Consider the following 19,517-nt stretch of genomic DNA (forward strand, 5'->3'; position numbering starts at 1 on the left):
ACGGTCAGCGCTAGGCCGCTTGCAGCTCGTCGACCCGGGTGGTCCAGGAGCCGTGCGGTTCCAGGACGACCGTCCGGGTGTCGTCGTCGTGGCGGGTCAGCCGAACGACCAGGTGGTCCTCCGACAGCCGCTCCGCACTGCCCTCGCCCCATTCGACGACCACCGCGGACGACTCCAGGTCAGTGTCCAGATCGAGGTCGTCCAGCTGGGTCAGATCGCCGCCGAGCCGGTAGGCGTCGACGTGGATCAACGGCACCCCGGCCGCCCCCGCGGCGTGCACTCGCGCCAGCACGAACGTCGGCGAACTGACCCGTCCGCCGACCCCGAGACCGTCCGCGATCCCGCGGGTCAGGGTGGTCTTCCCGGCTCCGAGCGGGCCGTCCAGCAGCACCAGGTCGCCCGCGCGCAAGGCCGCGCCCAGCGTCCGGCCGAAGGCCATCGTGTCCTCGGGGGTTTCCAGAATCACCTTGTCCACCACCAGTTTCGCCGGTTCGGCGCGGCGCTGCCACCACAGCGCTGCAGCAGGTCGATGAGATGGCTGTTCACCAGCTCGGGCTGTTCGAGCTGCACCATGTGCCCGGCTCCGCGCACGCGCACCAGCTCGGCGTCCGGCAGCTCGGAGACGATCCGCTCGGCGTGCGCGAACGGCGTGAAGCGGTCCGAGTCGCCGCCGATGACCAGCACCTGTGCGTGTTTCAGCCCGGCAAGCACAGCGTAGCGATGGTGGCTGCCGAGGGTGTCCACGAAGTTGAGCAGCCCGCGCACCGGCGTGACAGCCAGCATTTCCAGCATGAAGTCGACCAAGCGCGGCGAGACGTCGCGGCTGCCGAACGCGAGCCGTCGCACCGCTTGCCGAGTGAGCTGGCCGCCAGCCGCGCGCACGAACTCCACCAACCCGGGTTGCCATTCCGCCAGCTCGCCGACGCCGCGCGTGAGCGGGTTGTACTTGGACAGCAACGGCCTCGGCAACCCGCGTGCGCCGACTTCGCCCGCCGCGGTCGCGATGAAGGCGACGCCGCATACGCGGTCCTCGAAGAGGTCTGGCCGTTGCGCGGCAAGCTCCATGATCACCATGCCGCCCATGGAATGTCCCATGAGGACAATCGGTCCCTCGGGCACCATCGCGCGCAGCACGCTGTCGAGGTCGTGCGCGAGCTGTTCGATCGTCGACGTCTCAGCGGACGCTTCTCCGGACAGACCGTGGCCGCGATGGTCGAAGTAGACCTGCCGTACGCGCGGCAGTCGCAGCGAAGCGACGTCGCGGCGCTGAAAGTGCCACGAGAGCCGCGAAAGCGCGAAGCCGTGTACGCCGACGAGAGTCAGCTCTGGCGTTCCGCCGTCCTCTGGGTCGATCTCCTCGACCGACAGCGGCGTACCGTCTTCAGCCGCGACAGTGGACGTACGGTCCGGCTTCAGCTCGCCCAGCGGCTCGTCGGCGAACGGGTCCTCGGTCGATTTGCGTTGCTGCGTCGCGACGACTGCCGCTGCTGCCCCCGTCACTACCGCTCCGACTCCGCCAGCGATCGCCCACAGCCGTGCCGAAGGAGTCACGCCTGCTCCCCCACATACCGGCGACGCACACGCGGCCGGTACATCGAGGTGACGATCTCGTAGTCGATGGTGCCGAGCTTGTCCGCCCATTCGCGTGCGGTGGGCTCGCCGGACCGGCCCGCGCCGAACAACACGACCTCGTCGCCGATGTCAGGGACGTCCTCGTTGCCGACGTTGACCACAAGCTGGTCCATGCAGATCCGCCCGACGACCGGCCGCCGCCGGCCGCCCAGCCAGACGTCCATCCGGCCGGACAGCGTGCGCGGCACCCCGTCCGCGTACCCGGCGGGAACGAGCGCGAGCGTCGTGTCCTCCTGCGCCGTCCAGGTGTGCCCGTAGGAAACGGATTCTCCGGCCGCCAGCGGCTTGGTCAGCACCACTGTCGAACGGAACGTCATCACCGGGCGGAGGTCGTCGTCGGTGGGCACCGGGTTGAGGCCGTACATCGCGATGCCCGGGCGGACCAGGTCAAAGTGCAGGTCAGGCCGGGTGAGTGTGGCCGCGGAGTTCGCCAGGTGCCGGATCGGGTCGAGGCCAGCGGCACGCGCCGCGTCGTAGGCCTCGGCGAACAGCTTCGCCTGCGCGTCGATCGACGCGTGCCCCAGCTCGTCGGCACAGGCCAGATGCGACCAGATGGCCACTACCTCGACGCCGCGCGCCTTGGCCGCCGCCTCGACCAGCTCGGGCCAGGCCGCGGGCGGGCAGCCGTTGCGGGCCAGCCCGGTGTCGATCTTGAGGTGCACGCGGGCGCGCTTTCCGGCCCGCTGCGCCGCGGCGTCGACCCGGGCCAGCTCGCTGAGGGAGCTGACGCCGAGGTCGATGTCCGCCTCGATGCCGGGCGTGAAATCCAGCTCCGGCACGTCCAGCCAGCTGAACAGCCGCACCGACAGCCCGGCGGCCCGCAGGTCGAGGGCTTCCTGCAGCGAGCAGGTGCCGAGCCAGCTCGCCCCGGCCTCGACCGCAGCACGGCTGACGGGTACCGCGCCGTGGCCGTACGCGTCGCCTTTGACCACGCACATGACGGCCGCGCCGGGGGCCCGGGCGGCCAGCAAGGAAACGTTGTGGCGCACTGCGCCGAGATCGACCACGGTCTCGGCGTGCGGGAAACTGGCAGTCATAACGACTGCCAGTTTCCCACGTTATCGGCTCAGGAGAGACGCTGCCCGGAGGTACCGGAGAAGACGTGCAGCTCGTCCGGACGGATCCGCAGGTGCAGCGTGTCACCCATGCCGGGCGGCGTACGCGGGTCGACCCGGGCGACCACGTTGCGTGACGTGCCCTCAGCGGTCGCCTCGACGCCCGCGCCGAGCTTGCCGTACATGTACGCGTCCGAGCCCAGCTCCTCAACCAGCTCCACCTTGATCGGCAGCGCGCCCGCGGCGTCGGTGGTGACCTCCAGCGCCTCCGGACGGAAGCCGATGGTGACCGTGTCGCCGTCGGCCGCGGACCGGACCTCGGGCTTGAGCGGCACCTGCACGCCACCGACCTCGGCACCGTCCGCGGTGAGCTTCGCGGCGACCAGGTTCATCGCCGGGGAGCCGATGAAGCCCGCGACGAAAACGTTTGCGGGCCGCTCGTACAGCGCGCGCGGGGTGTCGCACTGCTGCAGCAGACCGTCCGACAGCACCGCGACGCGGTCACCCATGGTCATGGCCTCGACCTGGTCGTGGGTCACGTACACGGTGGTGACGCCGAGCCGGCGCTGCAGCGCGGCGATCTGGGTGCGAGTCGAGACGCGCAGCTTCGCGTCGAGGTTCGACAGCGGCTCGTCCATGAGGAAGACCTGCGGCTCGCGCACGATCGCGCGGCCCATCGCGACGCGCTGCCGCTGACCGCCGGACAGCGCCTTCGGCTTGCGGTCCAGGTACTGCTCGATGTCCAGCAGCTTCGCCGCGTCGAGCACCTTCTGCTTGATCTCCGACGCGGGCCGCCCGGCGATCTTCAGCGCGAAGCCCATGTTCTGCGCGACCGTCATGTGCGGGTACAGCGCGTAGTTCTGGAACACCATCGCGATGTCGCGCGAACGCGGCGGCAGCTGGGTGACGTCGCGGTCGCCGATCCAGACCGCGCCCTCGTCGATGTCCTCCAGGCCCGCGAGCATCCGCAGCGCGGTGGACTTGCCCGAGCCCGACGGCCCGACCAGCACGAGGAACTCGCCGTCGGCGATCTCCAGGTCCAGCGCGTCGACCGCGGGACGCTCGGTCCCGGAGTAGCGCCGGGTCGCCTTGTCGTAGGTGATGCTGGCCATCGGTCAGTCCTCTCCCAATTTCGCGGAAACCCCGTGCGCGGCCTCGCGCGCCTCGAGGTGGCGGTGCTGGATCTCGATGCCCGCGGCGCGCAGCGCCCCAGCCGGCTCGTCCAGCTCGAGCCGGTTTTCCGTTCCGTGCCACGTCGGCGGTTCCGCGGTGCCGGCCAGCGCCCACGCGGCCTGTCGAGCGGCACCCAGCGCGACGTACTCGCCGACCTCGGGAATCACGACGGGCAGGCCGAGCACGATCGGTGCGATCGCGCGCACCGCGGCGGACTGCGCGCCGCCGCCGATGAGCAGCACGCGCTTCACGGCCATGCCCTGCGCGCGCACCGCGTCGAGTCCGGCGGCCAACCCGCAGACCATGCCCTCGACGGTCGCCCGCGCGACGTTCTCGGGCGTCATGTTCGCCCTGGTCAGACCGTGCAGCGAACCGGTCGCGCCGGGCAGGTTCGGCGTGCGCTCGCCGTCCAGGTACGGCAGCAGCGTGAGCCCGCCCGCACCCGGTTCGGCGCTCAGCGCGAGCCGGTCGAATTCGGCCAGGTCCACCCCGAGCATCGCCGCGCCCGCGGTGAGCACGCGGGCGGCGTTGAGGGCGGCGGTCAGAGGAAGGAACCGGCCGGTGGCGTCGGCGAATCCGGCGACCAGGCCGCTCGCGTCCGCCGCACCGGTCTCGGTGACGCCGAAAACCGTGCCGCTGGTGCCGATCGAGATCACGGCGTCGCCCGGAGCCAGCTCGAGGGCGAGCGCGGCGGCCATGTTGTCGCCGGTGCCCGCGGAGACGAGCATGCCGTCGCTGGTATGCCCGGCGACGTCGGACGGACCGAGCACCGTCGGCAGATCCGGGGTGCGTCCGCCGAACGCGTGCGCGAGGACGTCGTGGCGATAAGTGTTGTCCGTCGGCGAGAAATAGCCGGTGCCCGAGGCGTCGCCGCGATCGGTCACCGCGGTCTCCGGGCGGCCGAGCAGCCGCCAGGTGAGCCAGTCGTGCGGCAGCAGCACGCGGGCGACCCGGTCCGCGTTCTCCGGCTCGTGCTCGGCGAGCCAGCGAAGCTTGGTGACGGTGAAGCTGGCGACCGGCACCAGCCCGACCGACTTCGCCCACACGCCGGGTCCGCCCAGTTCTTCGGTGAGGTCTTTGGCCGCCTGCGCGGAGCGAGTGTCGTTCCACAGCAACGCCGGCCGGACTACCTCGCCAGCCTCGTCGAGCGTCACCATGCCGTGCTGCTGACCACCGATGCCGATGGCTTTCACGCCGTCGAGGACGTCGCGAGTGGCGTCCGCAAACGCTTGCGCCCACGCTGCGGGGTCGACCTCGGTGCCGTCCGGGTGCGGTGCCCGGCCGGTGCGCACGACCTCGCCCGTGCGTGCGTCGCAGACCACGACCTTGGTCGACTGGGTCGACGAATCGACCCCGGCCACCAGCTCAGCTGTCATAGGGCTGTCCCTCCTCGACGTACTCCGCGGCCTCGACCGCCGTTCCCTCGTTCAGCGCGGCCTCGATCTCCTCGGTCGGAGTGGCTTCGCTGGTGATCAGGAGGTCGTAATCGCCGACCGTGCCGTGCGCGTAGGTCGCGGTACGGCCGAACTTCGAGTGGTCGAGCACCAGCACGTTGCGGTTCGCGGCACGCAGTACGGCCTTCTTCAGCTCGGCGTAGTCGCGGACCGGGTGGAACAGCCTGCCCACCGCGACCGCGCTCACCGAGACGAACGCGATGTCGACGCGAACGCGCCCGAGCAACTCGAGCACGTCGGGGCCGGAGCAGGAGTCGTACTCGGGGTCGTAGCGACCGCCGGCGAGCACCACCTCGACCCCGCTGCCCAGCAACCGGGCGACCTGCAGCGAGTTGGTGATCACGGTGAGGCGCTCGACCTGGGCCAGCCGCTCGACCAGCGGGAACAGTGTGGTGGAGTCGTCCACGAACACCGTCTGGCCGGGCTCGACCTGCTGGATCGCGAGGTCGGCGAGGGCTTCCTTCTCGGCCGAGTGCAGCGTGAACCGGCTGGCGGTCTCCATGGTGAGCGCCGGATACGCCTCGACCTTGCCCCGGAGCTTCCGCAGCAGCCGCTTGTCGGCGAGCTCGTCCAGGTCGCGGTGCATCGTCATCAGGCTGACGCCGAACCGGGCGGTGAGGTCGTCGATCCGGACTTCGCCCTGGTCGATGACGTAGTCGAGGATCTCCTGCCGCCGCTGCTCCACCGCGGCGTCGGACGGGCGCGTCTTCGGCCGTCCTGGCGTGTCGCGACTCACATCTTGTTCTTACCAGATATCTCGAGCCGAGTTAACACATAACTCGATAACTATGCGATCGCACGAACCAGCCGGAGCGCGGCGGGGATGGCGTCGACCAGACCGGACGCCGACGTCGGCACGTCCTCGGCGGCGAGCGCGCCCGCCAGCGAATGGACCTGCGCGGCGGCCGCGGCGGCCAGCCACGGGTCGAGTCCGGAGGCGAGCAGCGAGCCGATCAGGCCGGTCAGCACGTCGCCGGAGCCAGCGGTGGCCAGCCACGAACCGCGCGGGGTGTTCACCGCGACGCGACCGTCTGGAGCCGCGACGACCGTACAGTGACCTTTCAGCAGCACGACCGCGTCGTACTTCTTCGCCGCTTCCCGCGCCGCCGCGACTCGATCCGGACCCGGGCGGCGGCCCATCAGTCGCTCGTACTCGCCAGCGTGCGGGGTGAGCACGAGCGGAGTGTCCGGGTCGCGAGCGTCGAGGACCTCGGGAGTGTGCGCGATGATCGTGGTGGCGTCGGCGTCCGCGCACACCGGGACGCCTTGGCCGAGGATGTGCCGCAGGATTTCCCGGCCTTCCCCGCCGGTGCCGATGCCCGGGCCGACCACCCACGCCTGCACCCGCCCCGCGTCGGTGACCGAGCCGGTCGCGACGATCTCCGGCCAGCGGGAGCGCACGACGTCCGCGGCGTGTCCGGCGTAACGGACCATGCCCGCCGTCGCGCGAACCGCGGAACCGGACGCGAGCACCGCCGCGCCCGGATACGTCGCCGATCCGGCCGCGATGCCGACGACGCCCTGGGTGTATTTGTCGTCCTCCGGCCCGGGAATCGGCCACACCGCGGCGATGTCGGACAGTTCCAGCCGCCAAAGATCCGGCTCGTCCAGCCAGGGCCGCAGGCCGATCTCGACCAGCACAACGTTGCCGCATTCCTGCGGGGCCAGCGCATGCACGGGCTTCAGCGCACCGAACGTGACCGTGCGCGCAGCGGTGACGTGCGGACCGTCGACCGCGCCGGTATCCGGATCGACGCCGCTCGGCAGATCGACTGCCACCACAGGCGCTTCGATCCGCGCGACCAGCTCGGCCGCTTCCGGACGCAACGCACCGCGGGCCGAAATGCCGACGATGCCGTCGACCACGACGTCCGCTTTTTCAATCCACTGTGGACTGTCCGCTATGGACACCACCCGGCCGCCGGAGCGCCGCAGCGCAGCCAATCCGGCCGGGTGCGCTTTCTCCGGTTTCAGCAGCACCGCGGCTACCGCGACACCGCGCCGCCGCAGGAAAGCGCCGGCCCACAAGGCATCGCCGCCGTTGTTGCCGGAACCGACCAGCAGCACGACCCGGCGACCGGATACGCCGCCGGTATTCTCGGCCAGCAACCCGGCCACCTCGGCGGCGAGGCCGAAGGAGGCTCGGCGCATCAGCTCGCCGTCCGGCGTGCGCGCGAGCAGCAGGTCTTCCGCCGCGCGAATCCGTTCAGTAGTCCAGATTCCTTGCACGGCGGCTCCCGCTACTCGACAGTGACGGACTTCGCCAGGTTACGCGGCTTGTCGATGTCGTACCCGCGCGAACTGGCGATCTCCGCGGCCAGCACCTGCAGCGGCACGGTGGAAACCAGCGGCTGCAGCAGCGTCGGCACGGCGGGCACCTCGATCAGCTCGTCGGCGAACGGGCGCACGGTCTCGTCGCCCTCCTCCGCGATCACGATCGTGCGCGCGCCCCGCGCCTGGATCTCGCTGATGTTCGACACCAGCTTCGAGTGCAGCACCGCGCGGCCCTTCGGCGACGGCATCACGACGACGACCGGCAGGCCCTCTTCGATCAGCGCGATCGGACCGTGCTTCAGCTCGCCCGCCGCGAAGCCCTCCGCGTGCATGTACGCGAGTTCCTTCAGCTTCAGCGCGCCTTCCAGCGCCACCGGGAACCCGACGTGGCGGCCGAGGAACAGCACCGCGCGCGAATCGGAGATCCGCCGCGCGATCTCCCGCGTCGGCTCCACAGTGGACAGCACCTTCTGCACCGCGGCGGGCATGGCTTCCAGCTCAGCGAATTCGCGGGCGACCTCGTCCGGGTACTTCGTGCCGCGCGCCTGCGCCAGCGCGAGTCCGACGAGGTAGTTCGCGGCGATCTGCGCGAGGAACGCCTTGGTCGACGCGACCCCGATCTCCGGCCCGGCGTGCGTGTACAGCACGGCGTCGGACTCACGCGGGATCTGCGCGCCGTTGGTGTTGCAGACCGCCAGAACGCGGGCCTTCTGCTCACGCGCGTGCCGCACGGCTTCGAGGGTGTCCGCGGTCTCGCCGGACTGGGAGACGGCGACGACGAGCGTGTCGCGGTCGAGAACCGGGTCGCGGTAACGGAACTCCGACGCCAGCTCCACCTCGACCGGAAGCCGGCACCAGTGCTCGATGGCGTATTTGGCGACGAGACCGGAGTGGTAGGCCGAACCGCAGGCGACGACGAAAACCTTGTCGACGTCGCGCAGGTCCTGGTCGGAAATCCGCTGCTCGTCGAGGATGATCCGGCCGGCCTCGAAGTGCCCGCGCAGCGTGTTCGCCAGCGCCTCCGGCTGCTCCTCGATCTCCTTGAGCATGAAGTACTCGTGGCCGCCCTTCTCGGCGGCCGACAGGTCCCAGTCGACGGTGAACGGCTTGGCCTGCGCGGCGTCGCCGTGGAAGTCGGTGACCTGGTAGCCGTCGCGGGTGATGACGACCAGCTGGTCCTGGCCCAGTTCGACGGCCTCGCGGGTGTGCTCGATGAACGCGGCGACGTCGGAGGCGACGAAGTGCTCGCCCTCGCCGACCCCGACCACCAGCGGCGACGACCGGCGCGCCGCGACGATCGTGTCCGGCTCGTCCGCGTGCGTCACGACGAGCGTGAACGCGCCCTCCAGCCGGCGGCAGACCGCGGCCACGCTGGCCGGCAGGTCGCCCTTGGTGTCGCCCTCGGAGTAAGCGAGGGACACCAGGTGGGCGGCGGTTTCGGTGTCGGTGTCGCTGGCCATCTCGATGCCCGCGGCCTCGAGTTCGGCGCGCAGCGCGGCGAAGTTCTCGATGATCCCGTTGTGCACCACCGCGACGCGGCCGGTGGTGTCCCGGTGCGGATGCGAGTTGCGGTCGATCGGAGCCCCGTGCGTGGCCCAGCGGGTGTGGCCCATGCCCGCGGTCCCCGCGAACGCGTCGCGGCCGACCTCGTCGAGCCGGGCTTCCAGGTTGGCCAGACGGCCGGCCTTGCGCTCGACGGTCAGCGCGCCGGCGCCGTCCAGCACCGCGACGCCCGCCGAGTCGTAGCCCCGGTACTCCATGCGGCGGAGCCCACCGAGCACGACGTCCAAAGCCGGGCGGTGTCCGACGTATCCCACGATTCCACACACGCGAACTAGCGTAACGAGACAAGTCCAGTCCCCTACTCCGGTCCCTAGAGCGGGGTTTTCACTGCCGCTGAGCTGGGCGAGCTGTCTTCCGGACAACCGTTGACCGGGTTGGCGCGCAGTGTGGCGGCGGACCCCTGAACCGATCGGGGTGGCGCACCGGGCCGGGGCGGGGCACGGGCAGTAAGGTCAGCCGCATGGCCAGCAAGCCCAAGCAGCTGCTCACGGAGCTGTCCCACCCGGGACCCCACGAGGTCGTGCGCGGCAACCTCGCCCTGGTCGGACTGCCCGGCGTCGTGTTCACCCCGCGCCAAGGCCTCGGCCTGCCCGCGATCGCGTTCGGGCACGGCTGGATGCAGCCCGCCACGCGCTACCGGCAGCTGCTGCACCACCTCGCGAGCTGGGGCGTGGTCGCCGCGGCCCCCGCGACCCAGCTCGGCCCGCTGCCGTCGCACCGCCTGCTGGCCGGCGACCTGCTGACCACGCTGGACATCATCACCACGGTCCGCCTCGGCCCGGACGGCATCAGCGTCGACCCGGAGAAACTGGGCCTGGCCGGCCACTCCACCGGCGGCGGTTCGGCAGTGCTGGCAGCCGCCCAGGCCGCCGGAGGAGGCGACGACGCCCGCCCGAAGGTCCGCGCGGTGGCGACAGTGGCCGCGGCACAGACCTTCCCGCCCGCGACGGACGCCGCGAAGGTGATCAGCGCCCCCGGCCTGCACCTCGCGGTGGACGGCGACCTGGTCGCACCGGCGGTCGGCCACGCGGACGCGATCGCCCAGGCATGGGCCGGCCCGGTGCAACTGCGGACGCTGGCGAAGTCGTCCCATCTGGCGGTGACGGAGGGCCGGCACTGGAGCCAGCTGCTGCTGCAGGGCAAACCGCAGCGCGCGACTCAGCAGCTGACGAAGGCCCTGTTCACGGCGTTCTTCCTGACACATTTGACGGGTACGGAGAAGTACCTGCCACTGCTGGACGCGAACGTGAAGCGGGCGCCGATCGAGGTTCCGGAGGACGAGGAACCGGCTGCCTGATCAGCGCCGCCCCTCGTCCTCCTCAGACAGCGATCCGCTGATCCGGCTGCCGCCCGGCGCGGTGCCGAACAAGCCGCCGTCGGCCCGGTAACCGCTGGTCCCGCGTTCCTGGTCGCCGGAATTGCCTTGTCCGCCGCCCATCATCGGGCCGCCCATCATGCCCATCGACTGGTCGTGCTGCTGATCGGTGGTGGTCGGCGCGGTGCCGAGTTCGGCCGGGTGTTCCGCTCCGCCCTGCTCCCATCCAGCCGGAACCGCCGAATCCCCGTGTCCGGGACCAGCCGGAACGTGGCCCAGCCCGGGATCGCTGCTGAACGGGTCCAGCACCGACTGCGCGGTGGTCGACTCGTCCGGGCCGCTCGCCGCGGGCGTTCCGTATGCCGGAGTCGCGTCTGCCTGCGCCGCGACCGGCTGGGCATAGTGCCGTCCCGTCTGCTCTCCAGCGGACTGATCGTGCCCGTCGGCTGCTGCCGATTGCCCGGTCGTCGAGTGCTCTTGCGTCGCGGCAGCGTGCTCGGCGACCGGCTGGGCATGTCCAGCAGCGCCAGCGTCCGCCACGACCTGCTGACCTTCGCGGATGTGCTCCGCGGGCAGTTCAGTGGCAGGCGCGGCCGGGCTCGCGGCACCGCCGCCGTGCTGCTGAGCGGTCAATCCGTCGACCGGCCGTCCGGTCGCCGGGTCGATCTTCCCGTGGTCGTCGAGCGTGTACTTCGTCGGCTCACCGGATCCGTCGTCCACCGTCACCACGGTCGGACCGTCCGGCCCGCTCGGGCGCTCAGCCGTGATCTTGAGGTTGCCGTCCTCGATGTGGATCTTTCCGTCCGGGCCAGGGCGGTGCACCTGGTTCGGATCCGTCGTCGGAGCCGTGCCGTCCGGCTGTTTGTGGACCGGGCCGCCGGGTGCATCGTGCGGCTTCGCTGCCGGGCCTTGGCCGTCGTGTGCGGGCTGCGCCGACCCGTCGTGCGGACGAGCAGCCGAGTCCGCTTGCGCCGCGCCAGCGCCGGTTCCAGGGGCCTTGTCGGCCTGGTCTGCCTGGTCGCCGAAATCGAGCTGGTACGCCTTGTCGTGCCCGGACCCGTCGCCGACCGAGACCGCCATCTTCCCGTGGTCGTCCGGCTCCGACATGGTGATCTTGTGCTCGCCGTGCTGGACCGTGACGGTGTCCGGCGCTTCGCGCTCGGTCTTGACCGCTTCACCGGTTCGCGGGTCGATCGGGTACGGCTGCCCGGTCGACGGATCCACCTCGAGCGGCTTGTGCGTGACCGGATTCTGGTTCGGATCGGGCTGCGCGGGCGGGGTCGGTGTCGGGGTGGGGGCCGGTGTCTGTGCTGGGGCCGGGGTCGGGCCGACCTGCGGAGGAACCGTGGCCTGCTGCGGTTTTGTATCGCCGCCGCCCCCGTTGGACGGCGGTTTGCCGTCCCCGCCGTCGTTCCGGCCGGACGGTCCCTTGTCATGCCCGCCGCTGCCGCTGTCGGCACCGAGCTGCAGGCGGCCGAACGGATCGGTCGGCACGTTCAGCCCATCGGAAAACGCGCGAAGGGCGTTCGTCGCCGCTGTGTGCGCGTTGCGGATGTACTGCCGGAAGCAGTCCATCGCGTCCGAGTACTGCTGGCAGTACTCGTCCATCTGACGGCAGAACATGTCGGACCACTTGGAGTCGTAACCGGTGTCCAGGTCCACCGACATGCTCCGGATGTCCTGCGCGTTGATCGGGCCAGTGCCGGAGCTCTCGCTCCGCGCAACTTCAGACGGCCCACGTGGATTGACATATGCATCGAAGCTGGTCGCAAACTGCCAGCCCACCGAATCCTGACGGCCCCATTTGATCGCCTCGTCGAGCCGGTCCATGAACATCAGCAGCCCGTCGGTGTCCTCGGGCTTGTGCGCGTCCAGGAACTTCTTGGGCGCCTGTCCGCCGTTTTCGGGCAGCTGTCCCAAATCGAGGATCGGCTTGCGCACCGTCTGCCACAACTGCTGAAGCAGCTGGCTGAAACCGTTGACCGTGCCGAGGTATTCGCCGGAGGCCTTGCTGAAATCGTCCAGCTTCTCGGCGGCCGAATCGGCGGCCTTGCCCTGCCAGGCGGCGGTGAGGCTCTGCTTGACCTGAGCGGTGTCGTCCTGCGCGGCTTTCGCCGCCTTGCCGAGGTTCGCCGCGCGTTCCTGCGCGCCCCAGAAATAGCCGAAGCCGAACCCGCCGAGTTCGTTCAGCATCCGGTTCTCTTCGTCCCCCTGGCCGTACGGCGGGGAGAACCGCAGCCCGAGGTTTCGCGACGGATGCTGGATCCACCTCGTGTACGGCTGCACGAGTTTGCCGGTCATCTTCTCCCGGAAACCGGCCAGCGGCTTGAGAATGTTGTCGGACGTGTCGTCGAGATGGACGTCCGCGGGAGGCTGCAGCGGGGCGATGATCGTGTCGCCGAGACGACCGGCGCCCTGGTCCGCCGGAGGAGTCACGGTCAGGCTCCCTTGCCGGCGTTCGTGACGCCCCAAGCGTTCTCTTGCTCGTTCTCGCTGTGCAAGGTCACCGAGGTGTTGAGCCGTTCCGCGAAGCCGCCGAGAAACGTGCTGCCCTTCGCCGCGGAGTCGCCGAGTGCCTGCATCTTCGCCACATACGCGCCCGCGGCCTCGGACAGGCCGGGAATCTTGCCGAAGTGCCCTGGGGCCAGCTGGGACTGCGCGGTGTAAGTCTTGATCTCCTTGAACGACGTGCTCATGGTCGAGACGTCGTTCGCCACCTTTGTGACCTGGTCCGGCTCAATGTGGAATTTCGCCATCGTCGCCCTCTCCCCTCGCGCCCGCGGCTACTCTGCGTCAATCCAGTTGGTGGCCGAGAAGTCGTCGTCCTCCCATGCCCGGTGCCGGGCCGCCGAGGCAGGCGGAGGAGGCGGTGCGGCTGGCGCCGGCGCGACCGGTTCGGTGTCGTCCTCGACCCGGAACATCGCGGCGGCCGCGTCGTCCTCGGCGACCTGCTTGGCAACCCGCTGGGCTGTCCGTTCTGCCTGTTCCGACGCGGCGCGGTCTTCCTCGGTTCCCTCGGCGGCGGCAGCGATCGCGGCCTCGCGGTCGGCTTGCGACTGCGCGTCCTGGGCGCGATGTTCCTCGAGAAGCTTCGCGAACGCGGCCTGCCTGGCCTCGTCATCGGCGATCGCGCGCTCGTGGTCGGCGCTGTACTGTGCGCGGACTTCCTCCATCGCCGCCAAGCTTCTGGCGAAATGCGGAGGCACCTCACTCTGGTCGTACATCGCCCCTCCCCGGTAGATCCCGCATTGCGGAATGTACCTGCCGGATCATTGGTGGCGCAGAGTATTCACCAGATTTCGGTCAGGAGACCGCGGACACCACCCCGGCCAGCCGGTCCGCCGCCGCCTGGGCGGTCGCGTGGGCCGGGGCCTCCACCATCACCCGCACCAGCTGCTCGGTGCCCGAGGGGCGCAGCAGGACCCGGCCTTCCTCGCCGAGTTCGGCTTCGACCTCGCCTACCGCGTCGCGGACTTCGGCCGAGCCTGCCACCGCTGCCTTGTCCGCGACCGGGACGTTGACCAGCACCTGCGGCAGCCGGTTCATCACCGCGGCCAGTTCGGCCAGCGGCTTGCCCGTGGCGGCCATCCGGGCCATCAGCCGCAGTGCGGTCAGGAGGCCGTCGCCGGTCGTGGCGTGGGCGGGGAGGACCACGTGGCCGGACTGTTCGCCGCCGAGGGCCAGGCCTGAGGCGCGCAGTTCCTCCAGCACGTAGCGGTCACCCACCGCAGTCGTGACGACCGAGATGCCGTGTGCCTTCATCGCCAGGTGCAGGCCGAGGTTGCTCATCACGGTGGCGACCAGGGTGTCCTTCACCAGCGCGCCCTCTTCGGCCAGCGCCAGGGCCAGGACGGCCATGATCTGGTCGCCGTCCACCAGCTCGCCGGCCGCGTCGACGGCCACGCAGCGGTCGGCGTCTCCGTCGTGGCCGATGCCGAGGTCGGCACCGTGTTCGACGACTGCCGCGCGCAGCAAGTCCGGGTGGTTTGAGCCACAGCTGTCGTTGATGTTGATGCCGTCCGGCTCCGCGTGCAGGGCCACGACCTCGGCTCCGGCCCGGCGGTACGCCTCCGGGGCGGCTACGGACGACGCGCCGTTCGCGCAGTCCACCACGACCTTCAGGCCGGTCAGCGGATGCGGCGTCGCGGCGACCAGGTGCTCGATGTACTTGTCGAGGGCGTCCGGGACGTCCGTCACCCGGCCGACGCCGTCGCCGGTCGGGCGGGTGACGCTCGTCGCGTCGAGGCCGCGTTCGATCTCGTCCTCGATGCTGTCCGGCAGTTTGTGCCCGCCGGCGGCGAAGAGCTTGATGCCGTTGTCCGGCATGGGGTTGTGCGAGGCGGAGATCATCACGCCGAGGTCCGCGTCGAGCGCACCGACGAGGTACGCGACGGCGGGAGTCGGCAGCACGCCGAGCCGCAGGACGTCCGCACCGGCCGACGCGAGGCCCGCCACCACGGCGGCCTCCAGCATCTCGCCGCTGGCGCGCGGGTCGCGGCCGACGACGGCCACCGGACGGTGCGAACGGTCGTGCGCCGCCAGCACCCGGGCGGCGCTCGCCGCGACCGAGAGGGCCAGCTCCGGGGACAGGTCGGCATTGGCCAGACCGCGTACCCCGTCGGTGCCGAACAGTCGAGCCATCTCGACCTCCTTGTCTAGATCCACCAGCCTCGGGGCGCGCCGGCCCTCGACAAACCTAGCGCCGGACCCGGCAAGGGCGATCCCCTGCCCTACCCCAAGACAGTCGTGCCAGCGGCGGAAAACGCATCACCTGCCCGCAAACGCCGGAAGCGCCCATCCGATGGACGGATGGGCGCTTCCAGGGTTGCGCCAGGCGCGAAAATCAGCGCTTGGAGTACTGCGGGGCCTTGCGGGCCTTCTTGAGGCCGTACTTCTTCCGCTCCGTGGCGCGCGCGTCACGGGTCAGGAAGCCGGCCTTCTTCAGGGCCGGACGGTCGTCGGCGTCGACCTCGACCAGCGCACGGGCGATGGCGAGACGCAGCGCGCCCGCCTGGCCCGAGATCCCGCCGCCCTTGAGGTTGGCGAAGATGTCGAAGGAGTCCGGCTTCTCGACGGTCACGAGCGGCTCGCGGATGAGCTGCTGGTGGACCTTGTTCGGGAAGTACTGCTCGAGCGACTTGCCGTTGAGCTTGAACTCACCGGTACCCGGCACGACGCGGACGCGGACCACGGCCTCCTTGCGGCGGCCGACCGTCTGCGCGTTGCCGCCGGCGGCCCGCGAGGGACGCGGAGCGGCGGCGGACTCGCTGGTCGCCACGGCCTCGGCGGGGGTCTCGGTCGAAGCGACGACCTCGGTCTCGGTGCTGGTCAACTGTTCCTCACTCACTGCGCGACCTGCGCGATCTTGGTGATCTCGCGCGCCTGCGGCTGCTGCGCGGCGTGCGGGTGCTGCGGGCCGGCGTACACCTTCAGCTTCTTGGCCATGGCGCGGCCGAGCTTGTTCTTCGGCAGCATGCCCTTGACCACCTTCTCCACGAGGTGCTCGGGCTTGGTGTCGAGCAGCTCGCCGAAGGAGCGCTTCCGCAGACCGCCGGGGTAACCGCTGTGCCGGTACGCGAACTTCTGCTCGCGCTTGTTACCGGTGAGAGCGACCTTCTCGGCGTTGACGATGATGACGAAGTCACCGGTGTCCACGTGCGGGGCGTAGGTCGGCTTGTGCTTGCCGCGCAGCAGCGTGGCGACCTCGGTCGCGAGCCGTCCGAGCACGACATCCTCGGCGTCGATCACGTGCCAGGCACGAGTGACGTCGCCGGGCTTGGGGCTGTACGTGGGCAAGGGTCTACCTCGTCGTCATTGCGTGTGGGTAATGTGCGGGCCGAGCGCTGACGCGCCGCAACGCACAACGACATATGAAGATACCCCTGTGGTCCCTCTGCTCTGCAGCGGGGGGTGCGAAGGCGCCTCGTCGGCCGGTCGCAGCTTACCCGACCAGCGGCCGGGAACCACCATCCCGCCCCGCGCGACGCGCCGGGATGAGACGATTCGCCACGCGCATCCGCGCGAGCACGACGAGCACCTGGGGACCGCAGTTGAAGACACGAGCGTGGACGACCCGAGCCGCACGCACGGCAGGAGCCGTCGCCGCCGTGCTGGCACTCGCGACGGCGTGCGGGCAGGCCCGCGCCGGCACCGCGCTGCCCGACGGCGACCAGGCCGCCGCGTACGTCGGCGCGAAGTTCGAGAAGGCCATGTCGAAGCTCGGCGACACGATCGTCGAGCCGCGCAATGTGACCAACTCCGCGGACCGGTACTTCAAGTTCGACGACAAGTACCTGCACAACATCGTCACCTCCGCGCGCACTGGCAGCCCCGAGAGCCGCATCGTGCACAACCGGTCGCAGAAGAACCCCAACGAGTTCCTCGACTCGTTCACCCCGGCCGAGGGCGCCGTCGAGTACCTCTACCTCGGCCCGGCCTACAAATCGCTCGCGCCGACGCCGTGGGTGTCGATGCCCAAACCGGAGGCCGGGCTCATCCAGCCGTGCGCGTGGGCCGGGGTGCAGATCGCGTGCAAGATGGGCGACGCGGTCGACAGCGCGTACAAGGCGGACAAGAAAGCGCTGCGCGGCGCGAAGAGCTCCGCGGACGGCACCGAGCAGCTGACCGTGAACGTGCCGTTCCCGATCTTCCTCGACCGGCGCGTCGAGCTCCTGCCGGACAAGGTGGTCAACCAGGTCGGCCCGGAACTGCGCAAGGCCGTCATCCCGAGCACGATCACGCTCAAGCCGGACGGTTCGCTCGCCGAGTTCACGATGGCGGCCAAGTTCGAGGGCGACGGGCACAAGGTCGAACTGCGCTACGACTTCAAGTTCACCGGCGAGGCCACCTCCTCGGACCTGCCGACGGTGCCGGACGCCTCGCAGGTCACCGTCCTCGCGGACGACGCGGCCAAACAGGACTTCTACCGCAGGCTCGGCGAACTGCAGGGGCGCTGATGCGCACCCTTCCGCCGACCCCCGCGCCGACCGATCCCCGAGGTGACCTCCGATGACCCAGCCTCCCGACCAGCACCCTCATGGCCAGCCGCAGTGGTGGCAGCCGGGGCCGAACGCGCCGCAGCAGCCGGGTTATCCGTCCCATGTGGACGGATCCGGCGGCCAGTGGGCGCAACCTCCGGCGCCGCAGCCGTTTCCGCCGCCGCAGTATCCGCAACAGGGGTATCCGGCCCAGCCCTACGGTCAGCCGCAGAGCCAGCCGACGCCCGTTCAGCCGTACGGCGGGCCCGGGCAAGCGCAGGGCCAGCCGGGACCGCAGCCGTCCGGAAGTCCTTACGGCGGCGGATTCCAGCCGTCCGAATACGGCGGGCTCGGCGCGTTTTCCTCGGCGAAGCCAGGAAAACCGCGGTCGAAGAAACCGTTCCTGATCGCCGGGGCCGTCGTCGTGGTGCTGGCCGCCGCGGCCGGGATCTCGTGGGCGACCGGAGTGTTCAGCGGGGACACCCTCGACCAGAAGTCGTTGCAGGAGGGCGTTTCCCGGGTGCTCAACGAGAACTACGGCGAGCCGGACGTGAAGAACGTCGCGTGCCCGTCGGGCCAGGCGATCGAGAACGGCACCACCTTCGACTGCACGGTGCAGGTCGGCGGGCAGCCGAAGAAGGTGACCGTGCGCGTGCTCAACGACAAGCCGGAATATTCCGTCGGCGCTCCGCACTGATCAGCCCGCGAAAGCCTTTCCGGGCAACGAAAACGGCGGGCCGGCACCCGAAGGCGCCCGGCCCGCCGTGGTTTCGGAGCTTGGCTCAGAACAGGTTCTGCACCGAGCGGTCCGTCGCCGTGTAGCCGTCCGCGATCTGCGGCAGCACGGCGGCGATCTGCGCCAGCAGCTGAGTGAACTCCTCGAACTTCTGGTTCCACTCGTTCTGGGCCTGGTGGTACTGGTCCTTCGCTTCACCGGTCCAGCTGTTGGTCAGCGGGCTGAGGTCACTCTGCAGGTTGTCGAAGAGGGTCTTCAGCTCGCCGCCGGTGGCGGTGCAGTCCTCCGCGGCGCGGTGGATGGTACCCGGATCAACAACAATGCGGCCGTCAGGCATGTCGAACTCCTGTCAGAAGAAAGAATGAAAGAGGAAGGCGAATCTGGAACGGAAAAAGAACTGGATCAGCCGAGAACGCCGAAGCCCTTGTTCAGCGAGCTGATGTGCTCGTGCTGGGCCGCCTCGCTCTTGGCGTAGGTGGAACCCGCTTCCTGGAGCAGCTCACCGATGCGGTGCAGCGCGTCGTTCAGGCCGCGACCACAGTCGTCAAAGCGGCGCATGACGTTGTCGAAGGCGCGCTGGGCGTCGCCTTCCCAGCCCGCGCGGGTCGCTTCGATGTTGGAGCGCAGGTCGCTCAGGTTCTTGTTCATCCGGCTGGTCGCGTCGACGACGCGCCCCTCCGCCGCGGTGAATTCCTTCGGATCCCCAGTGAAACCGCCAGCAGCCATTGGGAGCTACCCCCTTCGTGAGTGGTTGTGCGCGCCGGCTGGTGTTTCCGGCACTGCACCTACGACGAAGACATTGCCAGTTCGGTTCACGCTTGTCGCGACTTCTTCGCAAGTAGTTGCTTGCGTGAACGCGAGGTCAGGGAACCGCCCGGCAACGGCCGGGTGAACAGCACCGGAGTACCCCCGAAAAAACCTTGTCCACCAGCGTGGTTAGCACACGCACAGCCGGTTCCCGGACAGTTTCAGGACTCCCGGCTCATGATTCGCGACTGCGAAAAGTCCTCGTCCTCATCACTCGTCCGTGTCTGTTCGGGCGAAATCTTGGGCCGATCGGGAACCGGCTCGGACGAGACAGGCTCGGCGGGCATCGGCAATCCGCGGGCCGCGCGGAACCGGCGGGCGGCCCCGCGCAACGCGGACGGCGCGGGTTCCGCGGCGCCGGAAAGCCGCCGCCTGCCGAACTCTTTCAGCAATTCCCGGTTTTCGCTGCGGTGCCGTTGACTCCGCGCGAGCGCCGTGCCCGCGACCCGGCGCGAGAAGGTGACGGCATCCTGGCCCGCTCGGATGAACGCCGCCGGCGCGGATTCCGGAACGGAGGCCACAGGTGCTCCT

Annotated in this window: 20 protein-coding genes; 3 read left to right on the top strand and 17 right to left on the bottom strand. The window is 70.0% G+C overall.

The genetic code is table 11. The features are described from left to right. Positions 1–10: 10 nt before the first annotated feature. Genes tsaE through glmS form a run of 8 tightly spaced genes read right to left on the bottom strand, consistent with a single transcriptional unit; the run spans position 11 to position 9,417 of the window. A complete protein-coding gene (tsaE, locus tag ATK30_RS14010) occupies positions 11–466 on the bottom strand; it encodes a tRNA (adenosine(37)-N6)-threonylcarbamoyltransferase complex ATPase subunit type 1 TsaE (protein ID WP_279629992.1) in 456 nt (151 codons plus the stop codon). Then, entirely contained in the window at positions 463–1,551 is a 1,089-nt protein-coding gene (locus tag ATK30_RS14015) for an alpha/beta fold hydrolase (protein ID WP_167441906.1), read from the bottom strand. Before ATK30_RS14015 ends, tsaE begins: the two co-directional genes overlap by 4 nt. Continuing rightward, complete coding sequence (gene alr, locus ATK30_RS14020; protein WP_101435983.1) at positions 1,548–2,669, bottom strand: alanine racemase; 1,122 nt, start codon at positions 2,667–2,669, stop codon at positions 1,548–1,550. Before alr ends, ATK30_RS14015 begins: the two co-directional genes overlap by 4 nt. 29 nt (positions 2,670–2,698) lie before the next feature. Next, complete coding sequence (locus ATK30_RS14025) at positions 2,699–3,799, bottom strand: ABC transporter ATP-binding protein (protein ID WP_101435984.1); 1,101 nt, start codon at positions 3,797–3,799, stop codon at positions 2,699–2,701. Between the two features lie 3 nt (positions 3,800–3,802). Further along, positions 3,803–5,236 carry a xylulokinase gene (gene xylB / locus ATK30_RS14030; RefSeq protein ID WP_101435985.1) on the bottom strand — a complete coding sequence of 478 codons (1,434 nt, stop codon included), beginning with the start codon at positions 5,234–5,236 and terminating at the stop codon, positions 3,803–3,805. After that, positions 5,226–6,050 (bottom strand): DeoR/GlpR family DNA-binding transcription regulator, encoded by an 825-nt coding sequence (locus ATK30_RS14035; protein WP_101435986.1) that lies wholly within the window; start codon positions 6,048–6,050, stop codon positions 5,226–5,228. Before ATK30_RS14035 ends, xylB begins: the two co-directional genes overlap by 11 nt. 50 nt (positions 6,051–6,100) lie before the next feature. Continuing rightward, entirely contained in the window at positions 6,101–7,543 is a 1,443-nt protein-coding gene (locus tag ATK30_RS14040) for an NAD(P)H-hydrate dehydratase (RefSeq protein WP_101435987.1), read from the bottom strand. 11 nt (positions 7,544–7,554) lie between these two features. After that, positions 7,555–9,417 carry a glutamine--fructose-6-phosphate transaminase (isomerizing) gene (gene glmS, locus ATK30_RS14045; RefSeq protein WP_101435988.1) on the bottom strand — a complete coding sequence of 621 codons (1,863 nt, stop codon included), beginning with the start codon at positions 9,415–9,417 and terminating at the stop codon, positions 7,555–7,557. Between the two features lie 194 nt (positions 9,418–9,611). Between glmS and ATK30_RS14050 the strand changes: the two genes are divergently transcribed. Then, positions 9,612–10,448: a dienelactone hydrolase family protein gene (locus ATK30_RS14050; RefSeq protein WP_101435989.1), complete on the top strand. Its 837-nt coding sequence runs from the start codon at positions 9,612–9,614 to the stop codon at positions 10,446–10,448. On the opposite strand, the gene ATK30_RS14055 is transcribed toward ATK30_RS14050, so the two are convergent. The 6 genes from ATK30_RS14055 to rplM all read right to left on the bottom strand — a co-directional run bounded on the left by ATK30_RS14055 (position 10,449) and on the right by rplM (position 16,262). Next, positions 10,449–12,902: a WXG100 family type VII secretion target gene (locus ATK30_RS14055; RefSeq protein WP_101435990.1), complete on the bottom strand. Its 2,454-nt coding sequence runs from the start codon at positions 12,900–12,902 to the stop codon at positions 10,449–10,451. Between the two features lie 2 nt (positions 12,903–12,904). Beyond that, positions 12,905–13,222: a hypothetical protein gene (locus ATK30_RS14060; protein WP_101435991.1), complete on the bottom strand. Its 318-nt coding sequence runs from the start codon at positions 13,220–13,222 to the stop codon at positions 12,905–12,907. A 27-nt stretch (positions 13,223–13,249) separates the two neighbouring features. Next, the gene (locus tag ATK30_RS14065; RefSeq protein ID WP_101435992.1) at positions 13,250–13,690 is read right to left on the bottom strand and encodes a hypothetical protein; all 441 of its coding nucleotides are present in this window, start codon (positions 13,688–13,690) and stop codon (positions 13,250–13,252) included. 79 nt (positions 13,691–13,769) lie between these two features. After that, positions 13,770–15,107: a phosphoglucosamine mutase gene (gene glmM, locus ATK30_RS14070; protein ID WP_101435993.1), complete on the bottom strand. Its 1,338-nt coding sequence runs from the start codon at positions 15,105–15,107 to the stop codon at positions 13,770–13,772. A 202-nt stretch (positions 15,108–15,309) separates the two neighbouring features. After that, positions 15,310–15,798, bottom strand: a complete 489-nt coding sequence (rpsI, locus tag ATK30_RS14075) for a 30S ribosomal protein S9 (RefSeq protein WP_009072362.1) — start codon at positions 15,796–15,798, stop codon at positions 15,310–15,312. Positions 15,799–15,809: 11 nt separating this feature from the next. Further along, positions 15,810–16,262, bottom strand: a complete 453-nt coding sequence (gene rplM / locus ATK30_RS14080; RefSeq protein WP_009072361.1) for a 50S ribosomal protein L13 — start codon at positions 16,260–16,262, stop codon at positions 15,810–15,812. A gap of 254 nt (positions 16,263–16,516) precedes the next feature. Between rplM and ATK30_RS14085 the strand changes: the two genes are divergently transcribed. Together ATK30_RS14085 and ATK30_RS14090 are read left to right on the top strand one after the other, a co-directional pair. Next, positions 16,517–17,422, top strand: a complete 906-nt coding sequence (locus ATK30_RS14085) for a hypothetical protein (RefSeq protein ID WP_167441907.1) — start codon at positions 16,517–16,519, stop codon at positions 17,420–17,422. Positions 17,423–17,474: 52 nt separating this feature from the next. Further along, complete coding sequence (locus ATK30_RS14090) at positions 17,475–18,140, top strand: DUF4333 domain-containing protein (protein WP_101435995.1); 666 nt, start codon at positions 17,475–17,477, stop codon at positions 18,138–18,140. An 85-nt stretch (positions 18,141–18,225) separates the two neighbouring features. Here ATK30_RS14090 and ATK30_RS14095 read toward each other — a convergent pair whose 3' ends face one another. From ATK30_RS14095 to ATK30_RS14105, 3 genes are all read right to left on the bottom strand, one after another. Further along, positions 18,226–18,516, bottom strand: coding sequence for a WXG100 family type VII secretion target (locus ATK30_RS14095; protein ID WP_101435996.1), 291 nt, complete (start codon positions 18,514–18,516; stop codon positions 18,226–18,228). Between the two features lie 65 nt (positions 18,517–18,581). Further along, positions 18,582–18,905, bottom strand: a complete 324-nt coding sequence (locus ATK30_RS14100; RefSeq protein WP_101435997.1) for a WXG100 family type VII secretion target — start codon at positions 18,903–18,905, stop codon at positions 18,582–18,584. Between the two features lie 242 nt (positions 18,906–19,147). After that, positions 19,148–19,507 carry a hypothetical protein gene (locus ATK30_RS14105; RefSeq protein ID WP_101435998.1) on the bottom strand — a complete coding sequence of 120 codons (360 nt, stop codon included), beginning with the start codon at positions 19,505–19,507 and terminating at the stop codon, positions 19,148–19,150. Positions 19,508–19,517: the final 10 nt, after the last annotated feature.

The sequence above is a fragment of the Amycolatopsis echigonensis genome, from assembly GCF_002846615.1.
Taxonomy (GTDB): domain Bacteria; phylum Actinomycetota; class Actinomycetes; order Mycobacteriales; family Pseudonocardiaceae; genus Amycolatopsis; species Amycolatopsis echigonensis.

Excerpts from the sequence above, each read along its gene's own strand:
- alr (WP_101435983.1), bottom strand. The coding sequence starts at position 2,669 with ATGACTGCCAGTTTCCCGCACGCCGAGACCGTGGTCGATCTCGGCGCA.
- ATK30_RS14025 (WP_101435984.1), bottom strand. The coding sequence starts at position 3,799 with ATGGCCAGCATCACCTACGACAAGGCGACCCGGCGCTACTCCGGGACC.
- xylB (WP_101435985.1), bottom strand. The coding sequence starts at position 5,236 with ATGACAGCTGAGCTGGTGGCCGGGGTCGATTCGTCGACCCAGTCGACC.
- ATK30_RS14050 (WP_101435989.1), top strand. The coding sequence starts at position 9,612 with ATGGCCAGCAAGCCCAAGCAGCTGCTCACGGAGCTGTCCCACCCGGGA.
- ATK30_RS14060 (WP_101435991.1), bottom strand. The coding sequence starts at position 13,222 with ATGGCGAAATTCCACATTGAGCCGGACCAGGTCACAAAGGTGGCGAAC.
- ATK30_RS14065 (WP_101435992.1), bottom strand. The coding sequence starts at position 13,690 with ATGTACGACCAGAGTGAGGTGCCTCCGCATTTCGCCAGAAGCTTGGCG.
- glmM (WP_101435993.1), bottom strand. The coding sequence starts at position 15,107 with ATGGCTCGACTGTTCGGCACCGACGGGGTACGCGGTCTGGCCAATGCC.
- ATK30_RS14090 (WP_101435995.1), top strand. The coding sequence starts at position 17,475 with ATGACCCAGCCTCCCGACCAGCACCCTCATGGCCAGCCGCAGTGGTGG.
- ATK30_RS14095 (WP_101435996.1), bottom strand. The coding sequence starts at position 18,516 with ATGCCTGACGGCCGCATTGTTGTTGATCCGGGTACCATCCACCGCGCC.
- ATK30_RS14100 (WP_101435997.1), bottom strand. The coding sequence starts at position 18,905 with ATGGCTGCTGGCGGTTTCACTGGGGATCCGAAGGAATTCACCGCGGCG.